Source organism: Acinetobacter sp. A47 (genome assembly GCF_000805455.1).
GTDB lineage: Bacteria > Pseudomonadota > Gammaproteobacteria > Pseudomonadales > Moraxellaceae > Acinetobacter.
In genome coordinates, this window is sequence record NZ_JSUS01000032.1 from 39117 (window position 1) to 55689 (window position 16573).

Here is a 16573-nt window from a genome sequence, read left to right on the forward strand (position 1 = left end):
TTCCTTTCTCATGACAATACAGCCCTCCGCTTGATTATGGCTACAACAGCCAAAATGTCCTTTATCAATTAAACCTGTATAAAACTATGAAGATTCGGTTAGTTGTATGGCTTAGGCTGTACCGGATCTTATAAAACAGCGCAGAGGACGAAAGGACTGTTTTACTCGTCATGGATATGTTCAGTCATTTAAAGCCCACAAACCCTGATAGGCCCTGATTCAATCACGAGGATAAATGCTGTACCGAATAATTGATCAGTTTCAGCGTCTGGTTGAGCTGCTCTGGTGGCATGCGTGATTCTTGCAATGAGGTAATCCATTGCATCTGGCAAGCTTTCAACTGTTGTAACGAATCAATGGTCTGGATGTTCTGGATCAGCGGGCGGGCCATCAGGCCACAATAGCTGGTCAATGTCTCAATCATGACTTGCTGGATTTCAGCAAAAGGAAGTTGCTCTAATGTTGGCTCTGCCAATGGCGATAGGGCCATTTGTTTTTCCGGCATGTGTGCAGATTGAGTGAGTGTGACCTGTTCATTGTCTTGTAAGGTTAATGTTGTGCTGATTTGTGGGGTATTTACGGCAGTGTGTTGTGCCAATAATCCCATATCAATCAGTTGCTGCAGCAGTTCGGTCGGCGCAATTCGCGCCTTATAATCCTGATCAAGCCCTTTAAAATCTTCATGATCAATTAAGAGTAATAAACGACGCTGGCGGGCAGTTAAAGCAATACTACGTTGTTGTAAGGCAGTCTGCCCAAGTTCGGTTTTAAAAAAATGTGACATCTCTTAATTTCCCCCTAATCAAGATAAGACGGAAGTTAAGATAGAATGAAAAAATGACAGTAATATTAACAATTTATGAAATATTACTGCCTTTATAAATTAAACCGGAATGAGATTAGAGGCTGGTTTTTAGCGTTTAATTCACTAATTTTGCTTCAAGGGCCTTGCGTAAATAAGGATCGAGATCATCCTGACGCATCAGCCACTGGATATAGTCGGCAGGCAGGTCTTGTATGGCCGTACCTTTATGCTTGCCAAAAGTGATGCTTTTTGGAATGCGTGCTTCTTCGGAAGCTAGATACAGTTGCTCAATATCTTGAATGTTCAGTTGATGAATAATATGCATCAGGATATTGGCGGTTAAGATAATGTCGGCATCGGCTCGATGCGCACCTTTAAGCATTTCTCTGGCCTTATCACTTCCTTTGGAAATAAGATAGATCAGGGCCGAGATATTATGTGCTTCAGCATTTTCCCAGACACGTCGTGCCAAGGCCAAGGTGCAAATCGGTTTTAATTTTGATGTGTCAACACCGCAACGGGCAATTGCAGCAATATCATAGTCAACATTATGACCAATAATATAAGTTGTTTGGTCAGGCAGCTTGAACTCGTTATAAAACGGCTGTCCGGTCAGGTCGGACTCTAAAATATGATGAACTGCCATCGCAGCGAAGGAAATAGGCTGGCCAACCTGATAAAGCTGGTCAAAAATCTGTTTTTTGTCCAGACTGAGTTTTCCGCTATGGATTTCAATTGGCGCATAGGCGATTTCAATGGGCAAACCATTCAAAGTATGTGTTTCTGTATCCAGGATGATTGCTTGCATTCAAGTCGGCCTGATCTGAGTTGAGAATGCCAGTATTTTACAAGAAATTCATGTCTTACTGTGCTGAAGTAGGGTGGTAGACTCAATTTTTTTAAGACTTTGAGTAAATAAGCAACAAAAAGAAAAAATACTTGAACAATTTTAGATTAGGTGCATGCTTATGGAAGGAAATGCCTTAGTAAAACAGAGGCTAAGCACTAAAATGAAAAATGATAATAATCAGGGAAATATGATATGAATATGAAGTTGTTAACGGTTGCGCTGCTGAGTTCAAGTGTATTACTGACAGCCTGTCATGATGACAATGATGATATTTCATTTATACCTAAGCCAGAGATTCCGGAGAATAATTTCAAAAATCCGGTGGTGGGTATTCCAGTGCCCTATACTAAAACTGATTTTAGTCCGGTGGCGGCAGAAAGCGCTGTGCTGACCTATAAAATGTTGGGGCAGAATGGCAAGGAAACTCTGGCAACCAGTCTGCTATTTGTGCCAGGTGGGCCAACACCTCAAGGGGGATGGAAAATTGTTGCATGGGCACACGGTACGACAGGAGTCGCAGATCAATGTGCGCCAAGCCGTAATGCAACCAATCTGTATGTTCAAAATATGATTAGGCCGTTACTGGCAGCAGGTTATGTGGTGGTTGCTCCTGATTATGAAGGCTTGGGAGAGCCGAGTGGTAGGGAACTGCATCCGTTCTTGAATGTTAAAAGTGAAGCTTTCTCCATTACCGATGCTGTAGTTGCGGCGCGCTATTATTTGGCTGGGCAAGGTAAAGTAGTTTCCCGTCAATGGATGACTGTGGGCCATTCACAAGGTGGTCAGGCGGCGTTGGGTGCAGCGCAATATCAGAGTCGCGCCAAGCTGGACTACAAGGGAACGGTTGCGGTTGCTCCGGCTTCCCATCTGGCGACTATCCTGGACAATGGAAATGCCTCGGTTGAGAATGCACCATTAGCGCAGAAAGTTGCCATGTATGCGCAACTGGATACCTTTACTGCCTTGATCACGGCGGGGTTAAGAAATCTTGAACCAGGTTTTAACTATTCTACTGTGTTTAAGTCGCCAACGGATAAAATCGCCAGCAATGCAGAAACGGATTGCTATGATGTGTTAGGCCAGAAGTTTGGAGCCGCCATGCTGGATTATGCGGGTAAAAGTAATAATGGTTTAGCCAATTATCCAAGGACACAAAGCAATTTTATGACCGTGCCATTGGTTAAAACATTTTTGGAAACCGATTCACAACCCGCGCAAGTGAGGTTGAATCAGCCCGTAATAATCTATCAAGGGGTCAGGGATACAACTGTACCTAAGCAGGCAACCGATGCACTTGTCGCACAGGCACAAAACAAAGGTTCAAAAATCCAGTACATAACCAATGCAGAATGGGATCATGGCACAGCCTATGTCTTGAATATCGGGAACATTGTCAACGATGTAAAAACAGCAATGCCGGCTAATAGTGAATAGAAGCCAGCCAAGCCCGATGCCCTGTAGAGTATAGGCATCGGGCTTGGAATCAGTTTTTCATCATTTACGTTTCCCGGCCATCATCTTTCTGTATTAAATGGCTGGGCCAATTTCCAGAGTTGTAGAGTGCATATATCTATAGTGTAGGTCGACATGATCCATTCTAGAAATCTGTAACGGGTAGAAATGATGTTCCTGCTCCGCAAGGCAGGTTTGTTTACTACTGCAAAGCCTGAAACTTTAACTGCATTCAGACAATATGTACGATGCTTCTCATTGTGAAAATAGATCCGGTGAGCGACCCGATCTGGCACCTATAAAAATTCCATTTTTCTGGAACGTCTAAACTCTGGCACTCCGCTGGTGGTTGGGGTGAATGATTTTTCTCCGGAAAAAAATTGTCCATACCTCTCATTTATATTTCCTTTTTTATTTGCTTATGAGAATAGCAGGCAAAATGCGTAAAATTCACGAATAATTTAATAAATATCAACCTGTGAAAAGGCAAACTTCGTGCTACAATACGCACCAATCTTTAGCACGGCTTAAAAGCCCTAATTTATAGGACCCTCCGCTAATGTTTGCCAATATCTCTATTGCTGAATTTGATCCAGAATTAGCTCAAGCAATTGCTTCTGAAGGCGAGCGCCAAGAAGCACATATCGAGTTAATTGCATCTGAAAACTATTGCTCACCAGCTGTGATGGAAGCACAAGGATCAAAACTTACCAACAAATATGCAGAAGGCTATCCTGGCAAACGCTATTATGGCGGTTGTGAATATGTTGATGTGATCGAGCAACTTGCGATTGATCGCGCAAAAGAATTGTTCGGTGCTGACTACGCAAACGTCCAGCCACATGCGGGTTCACAGGCGAACTCTGCAGTTTATCTTGCATTGCTTAACCCGGGTGATACCGTATTGGGGATGAGTCTGGCTCACGGTGGTCACTTGACTCACGGTGCTAAAGTAAGTTTCTCTGGTAAAACATATAATGCCGTTCAGTATGGTTTAAACCCTGAAACTGGCGAAATCGATTATGAAGAAGTTGAGCGTTTGGCTTTAGAACATAAGCCACGCATGATTGTTGCAGGTTTCTCTGCGTATAGTCAGGTTGTAGACTGGCAGCGTTTCCGTGACATCGCGGACAAAGTTGGTGCGTATCTGTTTGTTGATATGGCTCACGTTGCAGGTCTTGTTGCTGCTGGCGTATATCCAAACCCGGTACAAATCGCAGACGTAACCACTACAACAACGCATAAAACACTTCGTGGCCCGCGTTCTGGTTTGATCCTTGCGAAAGCAAACGAAGAAATCGAGAAAAAACTTCAATCTGCGGTATTCCCGGGCAACCAGGGTGGTCCGTTGATGCATGCGATTGCTGCAAAAGCAATCTGCTTCAAGGAAGCGATGTCTGCTGAATTCAAAACTTACCAGCAGCAAGTTGTGAAAAATGCGCAGGCGATGGCTGAAGTATTAATCGCACGTGGTTATGATGTTGTGTCAGGCGGTACAGAAAACCATTTATTCTTATTGTCTCTGATCAAACAAGACGTAACCGGTAAAGATGCGGATGCATGGTTAGGTGCAGCGCATATCACGGTAAACAAAAACGCGGTTCCAAATGACCCACGTTCTCCATTTGTGACTTCTGGTATCCGTATTGGTACACCAGCAGTGACCACACGTGGTTTTGGTGAAGCTGAAGTGCGTGAACTTGCTGGCTGGATCGCAGACGTGATCGATAGCAAAGGTGACGAAAAAGTGATTGCTGACGTGAAAGCGAAAGTTGAAGCTGTTTGTGCCAAATTCCCGGTATATGCAAACTAATTTGCCTATCTAAAAAAAGCGCCGTCAGGCGCTTTTTTTATGACTGTCTTTCATAAAATTTGCAGGCTTTTAAACTTCTGTAACAGTTCGGTTTGGGTTTCACTGTAGTGTGGATCGGGCCTGATACAATCAATCGGGCATACAGCCAGACACGTTGGTGCTTCATAAAAGCCGATACACTCGGTACAGCGTAACGGATCAATTTCATAGACTTTTGCACCCTCAGTAATCGCCCGATTGGGGCATTCGGGCAAGCACATATCACAATTGATACATGCACCAGTAATTAACAGTGCCATCTTAATCTGCCGAATAGCTCAGCGCCGCAGAATGTAATTCGGTTGAGGCATGTGGCAAATTACGAATCAAAAGTGCATATTCAATATCAATCTCGGGGGAGAAAGGAATTTCGACGATATGACCTGAACCCTTGGCGTTTTCAATGGTGTTGCCTTTAAGATCACGCATCTGTTCTAATTTGAAGTTGATATTGCCTTTGGGTGTCATTAACTCAAGTGAATCACCAATCATAAAGCGGTTTTTGACTTCGATGCGCAGGTAGTCTCCATTACGCCCGATCACTTCACCACAGAACTGCTGATAGTCAAAGTGAGATGAACCATCTATATAATTTTGATAATCACTATGCACATGGCGTCGCAAGAAGCCTTCGGTATAGCCTCGATTAGCCAGACCTTCCAGTTGGGTCATCAGACTTGGATCAAATGCCTTGCCTGCCAGTGCATCATCAATGGCTTTGCGATAAATTTGTGCAGTACGGGCACAATAAAAATAAGATTTGGTTCGACCTTCAATTTTTAAAGACGCAACACCCATTTGAGTCAGGCGATCAACATGCTGTACTGCACGTAGGTCTTTGGAGTTCATGAAATAGGTGCCATGCTCATCTTCTTCAGCAGCAAACATGTTTTCATCATTACGCTGCACCAGAACAGTTTGCGCCGTATTAGTGCTGTTTGATGTCTGTGAGCAACATTGCTGTTGAGTTGCAACCTGCTGAACAGGTATCACATCACCATTGGCATCTTCCTGTGTCTCGTGGATTTTATACTCCCAGCGACAGGCATTGGTACAGGCACCTTGATTGGCATCTCGCTTGTTCATATAACCCGATAACAGGCAACGTCCTGAATAGGCCATGCAGAGGGCGCCATGTATGAACACTTCCAGTTCAATGTCGGGAACCTGATGATGGATTTCCTCAATTTCTTCAAGTGATAATTCTCGTGACAGGATAATGCGGCTGAGACCGTAGTCTTTCCAGAATTTTACCGTAGCCCAGTTAATTGCATTGGCTTGTACCGAAAGATGAATCTGCATCTGCGGGAAATGCTCGCGTATCATCATGATCAGGCCGGGATCAGACATAATCAGGGCATCTGGTTGCATGGCAATAACCGGTTCGATGTCCCGGATAAAATTTTTAAGCTTGCTGTTATGCGGCTGGATATTGACCACGACATAAAATTTTTTACCCAAGGCATGCGCTTCATCAATCCCGATTTTTAGATTGGCATGGTCAAACTCATTATTACGGACACGTAAGCTATAGCGAGGTTGGCCTGCGTAGACGGCATCTGCACCATAGGCAAAGGCATAGCGCATATTTTTAAGCGAACCGGCAGGAGAGAGTAATTCGGTATTCATCATGCAATAAAAGGCATATAAAAAATAGGGAATTATTCTAAAAAGTTCGTAAAAAGGATTCAACCTAGCATTTTGCTCAGGTTTTTAGCAGATGGAGCAGGAAAGCCCAGACCATAAAAAAGCACCCGAAGGTGCTGTTTTAATGCATTAGTGATGACGATGCTTTCTTTTTTTCTTGTATTTTTTAGACTGGTGATTGTCATAATAACGATCTTGGCCCACTTTACGACCTAAGGCAGAACCACCCGCAGCACCAGCAGCCGCACCGATATAACCGCCAGTTGTACCGCCCATATGTTTACCTACAGTATAACCACCGACACCGCCTAAACCGCCACCAATAGCAGCTTCGGTACGTGTACGCTTGCTACTTGCAGCAGCTGCGCCACCTGCACCACCAAGCGCAGAGCCAATCATTGCGCCGTTATTGCCACCGATTTCTTTACCGATTGCAGTACCTACAACACTGCCGAGCGCAGAGGTTGCTGCAACACGAGTTGCGTTATCAGCATGAGCGACAGTAACAAGTGATGAAGTTGCAAAAATTGCACCACATAACCAAGCGTTTAATTTCATGTTTGACTCCGTGTCCGCAATCAATCGGACCTCTTTCTAATGGCAGCAAATGTAACAAAATTTGAGAATGAAAGTGTGGAGAAGCTGGCCTAAATTATTACTCTTTGGTGTCTGGATTGTAATCTTTTGTTTTAGATTAGGTTTTATGAAACTATATAAATTTTAAAAAACAATTGGTTAATTAAATTGTGGGACGGGGAGGCTTAAATGTTTTTAAGCCTTGACTGAAAACGGACATTTAGTCCTTTGGTTCTTGTTTTACAGAATTCTCTTCTAACTTGAGTTGACGCGGGTTAAATTCGGTTTGTAAACGCAGATAATTGAGATCACGGATATTCTTTTGGGTGGCTACGACACCGAACAAACTCAAAAGGAAGGACATAATATAAAAGCCTTTTTCACTCATGCTCAGTTCGGCATTCCATAAGCTGATCAGTAAAAGCACAATACAAACTGCCATAGATGCCCAGCAAAGACCAAAATAAATGGCGGTAACCGGGATCTCCTCAAGCCGGTCACGTACTGTCTTTTGCAAGGATGCTGCCGAAAAAAGTCCATAAAGTAAAATCACCAGATAATAGCCTTTTTCATGTAAGGGCATGTGGGCATTCCACAATCCAATCATAAAACCCACGGCACCTGCGAGTAAGGCTACCCAGCTTGCTGCAATAAAGGCCGAGGTTGGGCGGTTAATAAAATTATTCATGGTTTATCCTGTTGTTTTATCATTCTATTTGTCCTTCATTATTTATAGCCAAGCGTACTGGAGAGAACAAGTGCTAACAACTGAAATTGAACAATTTGTGATGAAATGAGGCGGGAAGACCAAGTTGCACAGTTTCACTATGTCTTTTAAGCGGCAGAGTCTGTAAACTATGCGCAATTTTTTGATTTTACTCGTGCTTCATCAGCACTGAGTCTTTAGATTTTGAGATATTCCGCCCATGAAAGCATCACTCCGTTTAAGACTTGATCAACTTTGTGATCGTCACGAAGAGCTGACTGCATTACTCGCTGATGTAGAAGTGATTTCGGACAATAAACGTTTTCGTAAACTGTCTCGTGAACATAATGATTTAACTGAAATCACCGAAGTTTGGGGCAAATATCGTCAAGCGGAAGAAGACATTGAAACTGCTGAAATGATGAAGTCAGATCCTGATTTCAAAGATATGGCAGAAGAAGAAATTAAAGAAAATAAAGCTTTGCTGCTTGAGCTGGAAGATCAGTTAAATGTATTGATGATTCCAAAAGATCCAAACGATGCCAATGCAGCCTATCTTGAAGTACGTGCCGGAACCGGTGGTGATGAAGCAGCAATCTTCTCGGGTGACTTGTTCCGCATGTACAGTAAATATGCCGAGAGCCAAGGCTGGCGTATTGAAGTGCTTTCTGAAAATGAAGGCGAACATGGTGGTTATAAAGAAATCATTTGCCGCATTGATGGTGAAGGTGTTTATGGTCGCTTGAAATTTGAAAGCGGCGCGCATCGTGTGCAACGTGTCCCGGCAACCGAATCGCAGGGCCGTGTTCATACCTCGGCTTGTACGGTTGCGATTCTTCCAGAAGTGGATGTCGATACCACCGTCGAAATCAATCCTGCCGATTTACGTATTGATACCTACCGTGCATCAGGTGCGGGTGGTCAGCACATTAACAAGACCGATTCTGCGGTACGTATTACCCATATCCCGTCAGGTGTAGTGGTGGAATGTCAGGAAGAGCGTTCACAGCATAAGAACAAAGCCAAAGCGATGGCCCTGCTGGTGTCGCGTCTGGAAAATGCCAAACGTGCAGCAGCTGATGCCGCGACCTCTGAAATGCGCCGTGACCTGGTCGGTTCTGGTGACCGTTCGGAGCGTATCCGGACTTATAACTACCCGCAAGGTCGTATGACCGACCATCGTATCAACCTGACTTTATATAAGCTGGATGCGATTATGGAAGGGGATTTAACCGAACTGCTGGATAGCCTGCACCGTGAATATCAGGCCGATCAGCTGGCGTTGCTTGCACAGGAAAATGGCGGCTAATGAATATTGCCCAAGCGTTGGAACTGAAAGGTGAAATGGATAGCTATGAGCGTCAGGAGGCGGCATGGCTGCTTGAGCATCTTTTAGGGATTAACGCTTTAGAATTGAAACTGCGACTTGAGCAGGAATTGACTGAAATACAGGAACAGGCCTATCTGGACGGGCTGGCCCGTATCGAGCAGGGTGAACCGCTGGCCTATGTCACCGGTTCACAGCCGTTCTGGACCTTGGACCTGAAAGTGACGCATGACACATTGGTACCGCGCCCAGATACCGAAATTGTTGTAGAAACGGTATTAAAGCTGCCGCTGGACCAACACGCCAATATTGTTGATTTAGGTACGGGGACGGGGGCAATTGCGTTAGCACTGGCGAGTGAACGTCCGCAGTGGCAAGTCATGGCAACTGATATTTATGAACCTACCTTGGCAGTTGCGCAGGAAAATGCAGTCCGGCATGGTCTGGCTCAGGTAAAATTTGCCTGTGGTGTCTGGTTTGATGCGCTGGATCAGCAACAGTTCGATTTGATTGTTTCCAATCCACCGTATATTGATCCAGAAGATGTGCATATGCAGAAGCTCAAGTCAGAACCTGAGCGTGCGCTGATTGCAGATCGTCAGGGCATGGCTGATCTTGAGACCATTATCCGGCAAGGTAAAAACTGGCTCAAAGCAGAAGGCTGGATTGTGCTGGAACATGGTTATGACCAAGGTGAAGCGGTTTGCCAAATCTTTGAACAGCAAGGTTTTGAGCAAATCCAGACCATCAAGGACTATGGTGGCAATGATCGGGTCAGTTTAGCCCAAAAGCCTGCTTAATCTTCTATATAGCGCTGTACGGCCTTTGCCAGAGTGTGATTGCCGTATTTTTCCAGCCCATCCACTACGCCTAAGGCATCGACTTTTTCCCGGTTCTGGCTGAGTTTAAATTTGCCCGTGATCCCGGTGATCTGGATTTCAATGCCCACAATATCTTGCAATAGCCGAGCAATGTATTCATCCGGTGCATCTGACATTTTCCAGGCAACGGGCTGATTGGCTTCATGTGTCCGTGTCAGTTTTGCCAAAATGCCGCGTAATGCTTTTTCATCAGACAAGAAATTAATTTTGCCTTTGACATGTACCACCTGATAGTTCCATGTCGGCACATGCTGATGGTGCTGCTGTTTGCTCGGATACCAGTTCGGTGAAATATACCCTTGTTCACCTTGAAAGATAATCAGCACTTCAGTGCCGTTTGAGATTTGCAGATGCAATGGATTATTTCTGGCAATGTGCGCAATCAGTATCGCCGTTTGATTTTGTTCATCCTGTACCAGTTTAAAAGGCAAATGATTGGCATCCAGACCTTCGCTACTCTGGCTGATAAGCGTCGCAAACGGATAATCCTGAATCAGCTGATAAAGTTTTTGAGGATCTTTTTCTTCAAATATTTCAGGAAGGTACATGGCTTAATTCCTTTTATTCATCGACGCGGTTACGTCTGTTTTTCTGCAAGGGTGAGCTTTTCCGGTAACTGCCCGGACTCACACCGCTCCACTTTTTAAAGGCACGATGAAAAGCGCTGGGATCATGAAAGTTCAGATCGTCGCTAATAGTCTGAATCGAGTCGTCTGTCTTGCTCAGTCGTTCAATGGCGATATCACAGCGTATGTCATTTTTAAGCTGCTGATAGCTGACACCTTCCTGTTTTAAACGACGTTGAATGGTTGCAGTCGACATGTTGAGCTGTTGGGCTATATCTTTCAGTTCTGCCCATTCTGAAGGTGCTTGTAGTAGTAATTGCCGGCGTATTTGCAGGCTCAGCGAGTTTTCATTCTTGAAACGCACGATCAGGTTGTAAGGCGTATGTCTCAGAAAATCATTGAGCGCCTGTTTGTCTTTTTTGATTTTATGTTTCAGATAATGCGCATCAAATTCGATGCAGTTCTGCCCGGCATGAAACTGGATATTTTCACAGAAACGGATACGATAATCCTGTATTTCAATCGGTGAATGACATCTAAAAGTCATTTTGTGAAAATGGATACGCTGATCGCTGAGCCAGCACATTAAACTATGAACCAGCATCAGGAAGGTTGCATAGGTAAACATCCGCTTTGGTTGTTCACGATCATGCAAGATCAGGTAGGCTTTATCATCTTTTTGAACCAGTTCACCCCGGATATCGTCCAGAATCAATGCTAAAAACTTTAAAATCTCTCTAATGGCCTGTTCCAGCGTCTGGGCATTAAAAGCAAGTTTTGCCAATAATTGATAACTTCCCCGACGCATGGGGTGGGTATCCATACCGAGAAACTCATCATTCATGCTCTCAGCAAGTTCGACCCATAATTGGGCGCACTGGGTAACTGGAACGCGCGCTTTGCTTGAGCTGAGCAACTCTGCCGAAATGCCAGCCCGGCTGGCAATATTGACAATATTAAAACCGCGACTGGCAGCAACACTTAATGCTTCCCGGATTAAAGCATTTGAAATCGTATCCTTGGTCGCATTAACATCGAAATTATCTTTTTTGATCATATTGGCATGAAATACAGGAGAATAAATAGATCGACTGCTCAAAAGTCGCATTCAATTTGCTACTTTTTGAAATTGTATCGGAAAAAAGTTGCCTTTAGGCTTGGTTATAAAAATTTATATCTTTAATTTGATAGGAAACGTAAATGAAAATTCAGGGAAAACATTTTGTTATTACTGGCGGTGGCTCTGGTCTAGGTGCAGCAACAGCTGAACATCTGGTTGCAAAAGGTGCATCAGTCACCTTGGTAGATATGAATGTTGAAGCAGGAGAACAACAGGCACAGGCATTGGGAGCACAGGCACAATTTGTAAAACTGGATGTAACCGATGAAGCTGCTGCGGAACAGTTTTTTAAAGATGTGCTTGCCAGACATGGTAGTGTTTATGGCTTGGTTAACTGCGCCGGTATTGGGCCATCTGCAAAGGTTGTGGGTAAAGATGGGGTACATGATCTGGCGATGTTCTCGAAAACCTTACAGATTAATGTCACAGGGACATTTAATATGCTGCGCTTTGCAGCAGATGCCATGAGCAAGAATATTGTTGCGGAAGGTGATGAAGATCGCGGAGTGATCGTCAATACAGCTTCGGTGGCTGCTTTTGACGGGCAAATCGGGCAAGCGGCATATTCTGCATCAAAGGGGGCTGTTGTTGCCATGACCTTACCAATCGCACGTGAACTGGCCCGCCATGACATTCGTGTGATGACCATTGCACCTGGAATCATGGAAACGCCTATGCTGAAGGGTCTACCACAGAACGTACAGGATGCTTTAGGTCAAATGGTGCCGTATCCTTCACGTTTGGGTCGTCCGGAAGAGTTTGCACGTTTGGTGGCCCATATCGCCGAAAATTCATATCTGAACGGTGAAGTGATTCGTCTGGATGGTGCAATCCGTATGGCGCCAAAATAAGCCTGGCTAAAAATATCCAGTCACGCCGTAGAACAGTTGTGGACATAGCTTTCGCAACTGTTTTTTTATTTTCTTGCCAGAGTTTATATTGTTTGTTGACGGATTTGCTTTTAAGGTAATAAACAGCGTCTTGATAAAAATAATGATACTTAAAGGATTGATATGCAATATAGACTGATTCTCTCCACATGCTTGGGCCTGTGTCTGAGCGGTTGTATCGGCAACATGAACCCGACCGGTGGAAACTCAACGCCGGATTATCCCTATTACAAAACCCGTGAAGCCCGCGTCGTGAAAAAGATTCTGGTCCCTGCAGGTACTATCTTGGTCTATGACACCCAGTTTTTAAAGGAAGGTGAACAAGATAAGATCATGCCTGAGAACAAACTCACCGATATTCGTTTTCCCAAAGATCAACCTCTAAGCTGGGGCGGAGTGCCGGTTAGCATGATTTCGAAATTTTTTAATTCAGAGATGCACGGTTTTTCTGTATATGCCGACTTTCAACAACTTGATACTGGTCAGCGCAGCCGATTTGCCCAATTGTGGCAGAGTTGTGATGATGATCTTGGTATCACAGTCAAAGACACAAGCGACTGGTCTTTTAACAAGGCCAATATTGCAGATATACAAAGTTGTAGTGTCAACTACCAACGTTATTTTAAGGACAATCCGAAGCAGCAGCAGTTCCTGGATAGCTTGTATCGTGAAATGATGAAAGTTGAATAAACAGCACAGGCAATACTGAAAATATTGCCCGAGGCCCAAACGGTTATTTTGCCTTGACTTCATCACCAATCAGATAAAAGGTGCCGCCAGCAATATAGTGCAGACTACGTAATTCTTTTGCAGCGTCCTGAAAATACCAGTGGCCATCACGGAACACACGAGAATCGGCCCATGCGGCAACCACAGCGCCAATAAATAGATCGTGTGCCTGCTGGTTATGCGGCTCTGGAATAACTTTACATATCAACCACGCCAGACTGCCGGTAACTAACGGTACAGGAAAGGCGTCTTGATAAAACAGTTCGGTTTTGCAATCTGCCAGTTTTGTGGGCCGGTCAAACTTGCTGATCGTGCCCAGTTGATGCACCATGTCAATCTGGGCATAGCAGGGCACCTGTAGCGCAAAATAACCGCTTTGCTCAACCAGTTGACGGGTTTTGGTACTTTTATCAAGTACAACCGTGACTTTGGCCGGGGTAAGCTCCAGTGCACATGCCCAGGCAGCTGCCATGACATCCGTATCTTGCTCATGTTGAGCCGAAACCAGTACGGTCGGGCCATGATTCAGTAGACGATAGGCTTTGGAAAGCTCAACAGCAGTAATATTTTGGTCAGGCATAATGATCTAGCACAGTAATAATAGACTATAAACTTTAGAACAATATGAAGTGCTTTTTCCAGAGCAGAAAAGCGAGCCAGGTCCAAAATTTATCGCTTATCCTGATTGTAACGTTAGGCCTGTTTTTGAGTCTTATCGGGTGGGATGCTCATATTGTTGCTTATCATTTTTAACGGCTTTGGATAAACCCAGTCAAGAATGTCTTTTCTGGATGAAATATGTACATTCATCGGAATTTTTTTCAATCAATCGCTATTTTGGCCTGAATTGTTGTGATTTTGGCATGGTTTGTTTTAGTCTAAAAATTAATTCAACATTCAAGGGAGGAATGTGTGTTAGGCCTTTTTGTAGGTCAGGAATGATTCCACATACAAAGTATAGGGTTCAATCTTTGTAATAAAAATGAAAAATGCTCGGAGCAAAAACGTGAAAAAGAAATATTTAAATGCCATGGTGTTAATGGCAGGTATGTTTATAAGTAGTGGAACGGTGGTTCATGCCGGTTTGTTCGATTTTCTATCCCCTAAAGCCTCATGGCAAAACTGTAATGTCAACGGCTGTTCAACGGGTGGTAGTGCCAATGTAACCTCCAGTTATGCAAAAACCAGATATCCGATTTTGTTGGCTCATGGCATGGCCGGGTTCTCGGCAGTAGGGCCATTGCAATACTGGAACGGGATAACTGAAGATCTGGTTGCAAACGGGGCCAATGTATTTGTGGCACAGCAAGCTTCTTTTAATTCATCAGAAGTACGTGGTGAACAGTTGCTGCTACAGGCAAAACAGGTGCTGGCCATTACCGGGGCGGAAAAAATCAACTTGATCGGTCACAGTCACGGTTCACAGTCGGTTCGTTATGTGGCGAGCTTATTGCCAGGCAAAATCGCTTCAGTAACAGCAGTTGGTGGGCCAACCAAGGGTTCAGATGTGGCAGATGTGGTCGATTCAGTAGTGAAATCACCTGCGGGTCCGGCGCTGGCACCGGTTGTGGCGGCAGGCGTTAATGCCTTTTTCTCACTGGTCGGTATTGGTTCTGGTCATTATTATGATCAGGATGCCCTTGCCGGATTAAACTCGCTTACCACTCAGGGTTCGGCCGACTTTAACCTGCGCTTCCCGGCTGGTGTACCCACCACAGCCTGTGGTTCTGGTGCTGAACTGGTAAATGGGGTGCGTTACTATTCGTGGAGTGGCACCAGTCCGTTTACCAATGCGGCAGATCCAATGGACTATGCCTTAACGGCAACTTCATTGCTGATTTCAGGAGAAAATGACGGTCTGGTACCGCGTTGCTCAAGCCATTTGGGCACAGTCATCCGTGATAACTATGCTTTTAACCATCTGGATGAGGTCAATCAGATCCTGGGGCTGGCAGGATTCTTGCAAAATCCGGTAACACCGTACCGTATGCAAGCCAATCGCTTAAAAAATCAGGGGCTTTAAACAAAAGGCTAAAGGGGCAATATGGATGCCCCTTTAGCAGCACTCGATTTAAAAATAAAGGATAGATAGAGCAAGGACGATGAACGGTAAATTTGTAAATAATAAAACCATCAGTTTATGTATCATTCTAGGTTTATTGCTGTTGCTGACTTTGATTTACTGGATAATCAAGCCCGAAACACCAGCAACTATGCATCCAGCCAACCCGCAAGCTCAACAGTATTCCCTAAAGAGCAATTTAACCAATACACAAGACGGTCAAAAAGAAAAGTTGCCGGTTCTGGCAGCCTCGCTACAAGGCACAGAGATTGATTGCCCGATTCAGGTAGATGCAAACGGCAAACTGATACTGACGGCTGGTATACGTAGCTGTTTTGATTATTTCTTTTCAAGTCTGGGCGAAAAAACCGAAACTGAACTGATTGCCGATATTCGTCAATATCTGACAGCTACCTTGCCTGAAGCCGCTGCCGGCTATGCCATTCATTTATTAGATCAGTATGTTGCCTATACGCATGCGTTAAAAAATATGAAGCCGGCTGCCAATCTCAAAACAGGCGATATTGACGGTTTTCAGAAAGTGATTGATCAGATGTATCTGGTACAACAACAGTTTTTTAATACAGCCGAGATAAGTGCCTTATTTGGCAATGAACGTAAGTTGAACCAGTTTAATCTTGAGCAGATGCGGATACATGCCAATAAGACCTTATCGGCACAACAAAAGGCGGCTGAACTGGCGAAACTGATTGACCAACTTCCTGCCACGATGGCGGATGGCGTCCGGGTGTCCATGCAATTTGCTGAATTACAGCAATTGACACAGGAAATTCGTGACAAAGGTGGTTCTGCTCAAGAGCTGCGGAATATGAGGGAAAGCTTACTGGGGCGGGAAGCGGCTGACCGTTTAGAGAAAGTTGATCAGGAAGAGGCTGGATGGCAAACTCAGGTCAATGGTTATCTGGCTGAACGCGACCAGATCTTAAAAGGTGAGGCCAGCCCTGAGAGCAAGCAACAGGCAATTAACCAGCTACGGACCCAGACTTTTACTACAAAGGAAGATTTATTAAGAGCGCAGTCTTACGAGATGATGCATGATCGGAAGTAGAGCAAAAGTAATAGATGGCAATATAATTAGTCATGATTTTA

Annotated in this window: 17 protein-coding genes; 8 read left to right on the forward strand and 9 right to left on the reverse strand. The window is 44.4% G+C overall.

The genetic code is table 11. The features are described 5' to 3' along the window. Positions 1 to 223 precede the first annotated feature (223 nt). Complete coding sequence (locus OC23_RS06735; protein WP_038343747.1) at positions 224 to 784, reverse strand: hypothetical protein; 561 nt, start codon at positions 782 to 784, stop codon at positions 224 to 226. A gap of 136 nt (positions 785 to 920) precedes the next feature. Beyond that, a complete protein-coding gene (locus OC23_RS06740; protein WP_038343748.1) occupies positions 921 to 1613 on the reverse strand; it encodes a putative quorum-sensing-regulated virulence factor in 693 nt (230 codons plus the stop codon). Positions 1614 to 1847: 234 nt separating this feature from the next. Between OC23_RS06740 and OC23_RS06745 the strand changes: the two genes are divergently transcribed. Then, positions 1848 to 3089, forward strand: coding sequence for an alpha/beta hydrolase family protein (locus OC23_RS06745; RefSeq protein ID WP_038343749.1), 1242 nt, complete (start codon positions 1848 to 1850; stop codon positions 3087 to 3089). A 577-nt stretch (positions 3090 to 3666) separates the two neighbouring features. Continuing rightward, positions 3667 to 4920 carry a serine hydroxymethyltransferase gene (gene glyA / locus OC23_RS06750; protein WP_038343750.1) on the forward strand — a complete coding sequence of 418 codons (1254 nt, stop codon included), beginning with the start codon at positions 3667 to 3669 and terminating at the stop codon, positions 4918 to 4920. Between the two features lie 50 nt (positions 4921 to 4970). Here glyA and OC23_RS06755 read toward each other — a convergent pair whose 3' ends face one another. The 4 genes from OC23_RS06755 to yiaA form a co-directional block, all read right to left on the reverse strand. Then, positions 4971 to 5219, reverse strand: coding sequence for a YfhL family 4Fe-4S dicluster ferredoxin (locus tag OC23_RS06755; protein WP_038343751.1), 249 nt, complete (start codon positions 5217 to 5219; stop codon positions 4971 to 4973). 1 nt (position 5220) lies between these two features. Next, a complete protein-coding gene (gene yegQ, locus OC23_RS06760) occupies positions 5221 to 6588 on the reverse strand; it encodes a tRNA 5-hydroxyuridine modification protein YegQ (protein WP_038344379.1) in 1368 nt (455 codons plus the stop codon). Positions 6589 to 6735: 147 nt separating this feature from the next. After that, positions 6736 to 7164 carry a hypothetical protein gene (locus OC23_RS06765; RefSeq protein ID WP_038343752.1) on the reverse strand — a complete coding sequence of 143 codons (429 nt, stop codon included), beginning with the start codon at positions 7162 to 7164 and terminating at the stop codon, positions 6736 to 6738. A gap of 238 nt (positions 7165 to 7402) precedes the next feature. Further along, positions 7403 to 7870 (reverse strand): inner membrane protein YiaA, encoded by a 468-nt coding sequence (gene yiaA / locus OC23_RS06770; RefSeq protein WP_038343754.1) that lies wholly within the window; start codon positions 7868 to 7870, stop codon positions 7403 to 7405. A 238-nt stretch (positions 7871 to 8108) separates the two neighbouring features. On the opposite strand from yiaA, the gene prfA reads away from it, so the two are divergent. Together prfA and prmC are read left to right on the forward strand one after the other, a co-directional pair. After that, complete coding sequence (gene prfA / locus OC23_RS06775; RefSeq protein WP_038343756.1) at positions 8109 to 9197, forward strand: peptide chain release factor 1; 1089 nt, start codon at positions 8109 to 8111, stop codon at positions 9195 to 9197. Further along, positions 9197 to 10015, forward strand: coding sequence for a peptide chain release factor N(5)-glutamine methyltransferase (prmC, locus tag OC23_RS06780; protein ID WP_038343757.1), 819 nt, complete (start codon positions 9197 to 9199; stop codon positions 10013 to 10015). The genes prfA and prmC overlap by 1 nt, the downstream gene beginning before the upstream one ends. Here the strand turns inward: prmC and OC23_RS06785 are convergent. Continuing rightward, on the reverse strand, positions 10012 to 10644 hold the full coding sequence (locus OC23_RS06785) for an FMN-binding negative transcriptional regulator (protein WP_038343758.1): 633 nt from the start codon (positions 10642 to 10644) through the stop codon (positions 10012 to 10014). The genes prmC and OC23_RS06785 overlap by 4 nt on opposite strands. A gap of 13 nt (positions 10645 to 10657) precedes the next feature. Next, the gene (locus tag OC23_RS06790) at positions 10658 to 11719 is read right to left on the reverse strand and encodes an AraC family transcriptional regulator (RefSeq protein WP_038343759.1); all 1062 of its coding nucleotides are present in this window, start codon (positions 11717 to 11719) and stop codon (positions 10658 to 10660) included. Between the two features lie 143 nt (positions 11720 to 11862). On the opposite strand from OC23_RS06790, the gene OC23_RS06795 reads away from it, so the two are divergent. Beyond that, on the forward strand, positions 11863 to 12633 hold the full coding sequence (locus OC23_RS06795; protein ID WP_038343761.1) for an SDR family NAD(P)-dependent oxidoreductase: 771 nt from the start codon (positions 11863 to 11865) through the stop codon (positions 12631 to 12633). A gap of 162 nt (positions 12634 to 12795) precedes the next feature. Then, a complete protein-coding gene (locus OC23_RS06800) occupies positions 12796 to 13362 on the forward strand; it encodes a hypothetical protein (RefSeq protein WP_038343762.1) in 567 nt (188 codons plus the stop codon). Between the two features lie 43 nt (positions 13363 to 13405). Here the strand turns inward: OC23_RS06800 and OC23_RS06805 are convergent, their stop codons facing one another. Beyond that, positions 13406 to 13981, reverse strand: a complete 576-nt coding sequence (locus OC23_RS06805) for a flavin reductase family protein (RefSeq protein ID WP_038343764.1) — start codon at positions 13979 to 13981, stop codon at positions 13406 to 13408. A gap of 426 nt (positions 13982 to 14407) precedes the next feature. Between OC23_RS06805 and OC23_RS06810 the strand changes: the two genes are divergently transcribed. Next, positions 14408 to 15424, forward strand: coding sequence for a lipase family alpha/beta hydrolase (locus tag OC23_RS06810; protein WP_038344380.1), 1017 nt, complete (start codon positions 14408 to 14410; stop codon positions 15422 to 15424). A gap of 79 nt (positions 15425 to 15503) precedes the next feature. Next, the gene (locus tag OC23_RS06815) at positions 15504 to 16532 is read left to right on the forward strand and encodes a lipase secretion chaperone (RefSeq protein ID WP_038343766.1); all 1029 of its coding nucleotides are present in this window, start codon (positions 15504 to 15506) and stop codon (positions 16530 to 16532) included. The last annotated feature ends 41 nt before the right edge of the window (positions 16533 to 16573 follow it).

Excerpts from the sequence above, each read along its gene's own strand:
- OC23_RS06785 (WP_038343758.1), bottom strand. The coding sequence starts at position 10,644 with ATGTACCTTCCTGAAATATTTGAAGAAAAAGATCCTCAAAAACTTTAT.
- prfA (WP_038343756.1), top strand. The coding sequence starts at position 8,109 with ATGAAAGCATCACTCCGTTTAAGACTTGATCAACTTTGTGATCGTCAC.
- OC23_RS06795 (WP_038343761.1), top strand. The coding sequence starts at position 11,863 with ATGAAAATTCAGGGAAAACATTTTGTTATTACTGGCGGTGGCTCTGGT.
- OC23_RS06765 (WP_038343752.1), bottom strand. The coding sequence starts at position 7,164 with ATGAAATTAAACGCTTGGTTATGTGGTGCAATTTTTGCAACTTCATCA.
- OC23_RS06745 (WP_038343749.1), top strand. The coding sequence starts at position 1,848 with ATGAATATGAAGTTGTTAACGGTTGCGCTGCTGAGTTCAAGTGTATTA.
- yegQ (WP_038344379.1), bottom strand. The coding sequence starts at position 6,588 with ATGAATACCGAATTACTCTCTCCTGCCGGTTCGCTTAAAAATATGCGC.
- OC23_RS06790 (WP_038343759.1), bottom strand. The coding sequence starts at position 11,719 with ATGATCAAAAAAGATAATTTCGATGTTAATGCGACCAAGGATACGATT.
- OC23_RS06815 (WP_038343766.1), top strand. The coding sequence starts at position 15,504 with ATGAACGGTAAATTTGTAAATAATAAAACCATCAGTTTATGTATCATT.
- prmC (WP_038343757.1), top strand. The coding sequence starts at position 9,197 with ATGAATATTGCCCAAGCGTTGGAACTGAAAGGTGAAATGGATAGCTAT.
- OC23_RS06800 (WP_038343762.1), top strand. The coding sequence starts at position 12,796 with ATGCAATATAGACTGATTCTCTCCACATGCTTGGGCCTGTGTCTGAGC.
- glyA (WP_038343750.1), top strand. The coding sequence starts at position 3,667 with ATGTTTGCCAATATCTCTATTGCTGAATTTGATCCAGAATTAGCTCAA.
- OC23_RS06805 (WP_038343764.1), bottom strand. The coding sequence starts at position 13,981 with ATGCCTGACCAAAATATTACTGCTGTTGAGCTTTCCAAAGCCTATCGT.
- OC23_RS06735 (WP_038343747.1), bottom strand. The coding sequence starts at position 784 with ATGTCACATTTTTTTAAAACCGAACTTGGGCAGACTGCCTTACAACAA.
- OC23_RS06755 (WP_038343751.1), bottom strand. The coding sequence starts at position 5,219 with ATGGCACTGTTAATTACTGGTGCATGTATCAATTGTGATATGTGCTTG.
- OC23_RS06740 (WP_038343748.1), bottom strand. The coding sequence starts at position 1,613 with ATGCAAGCAATCATCCTGGATACAGAAACACATACTTTGAATGGTTTG.
- yiaA (WP_038343754.1), bottom strand. The coding sequence starts at position 7,870 with ATGAATAATTTTATTAACCGCCCAACCTCGGCCTTTATTGCAGCAAGC.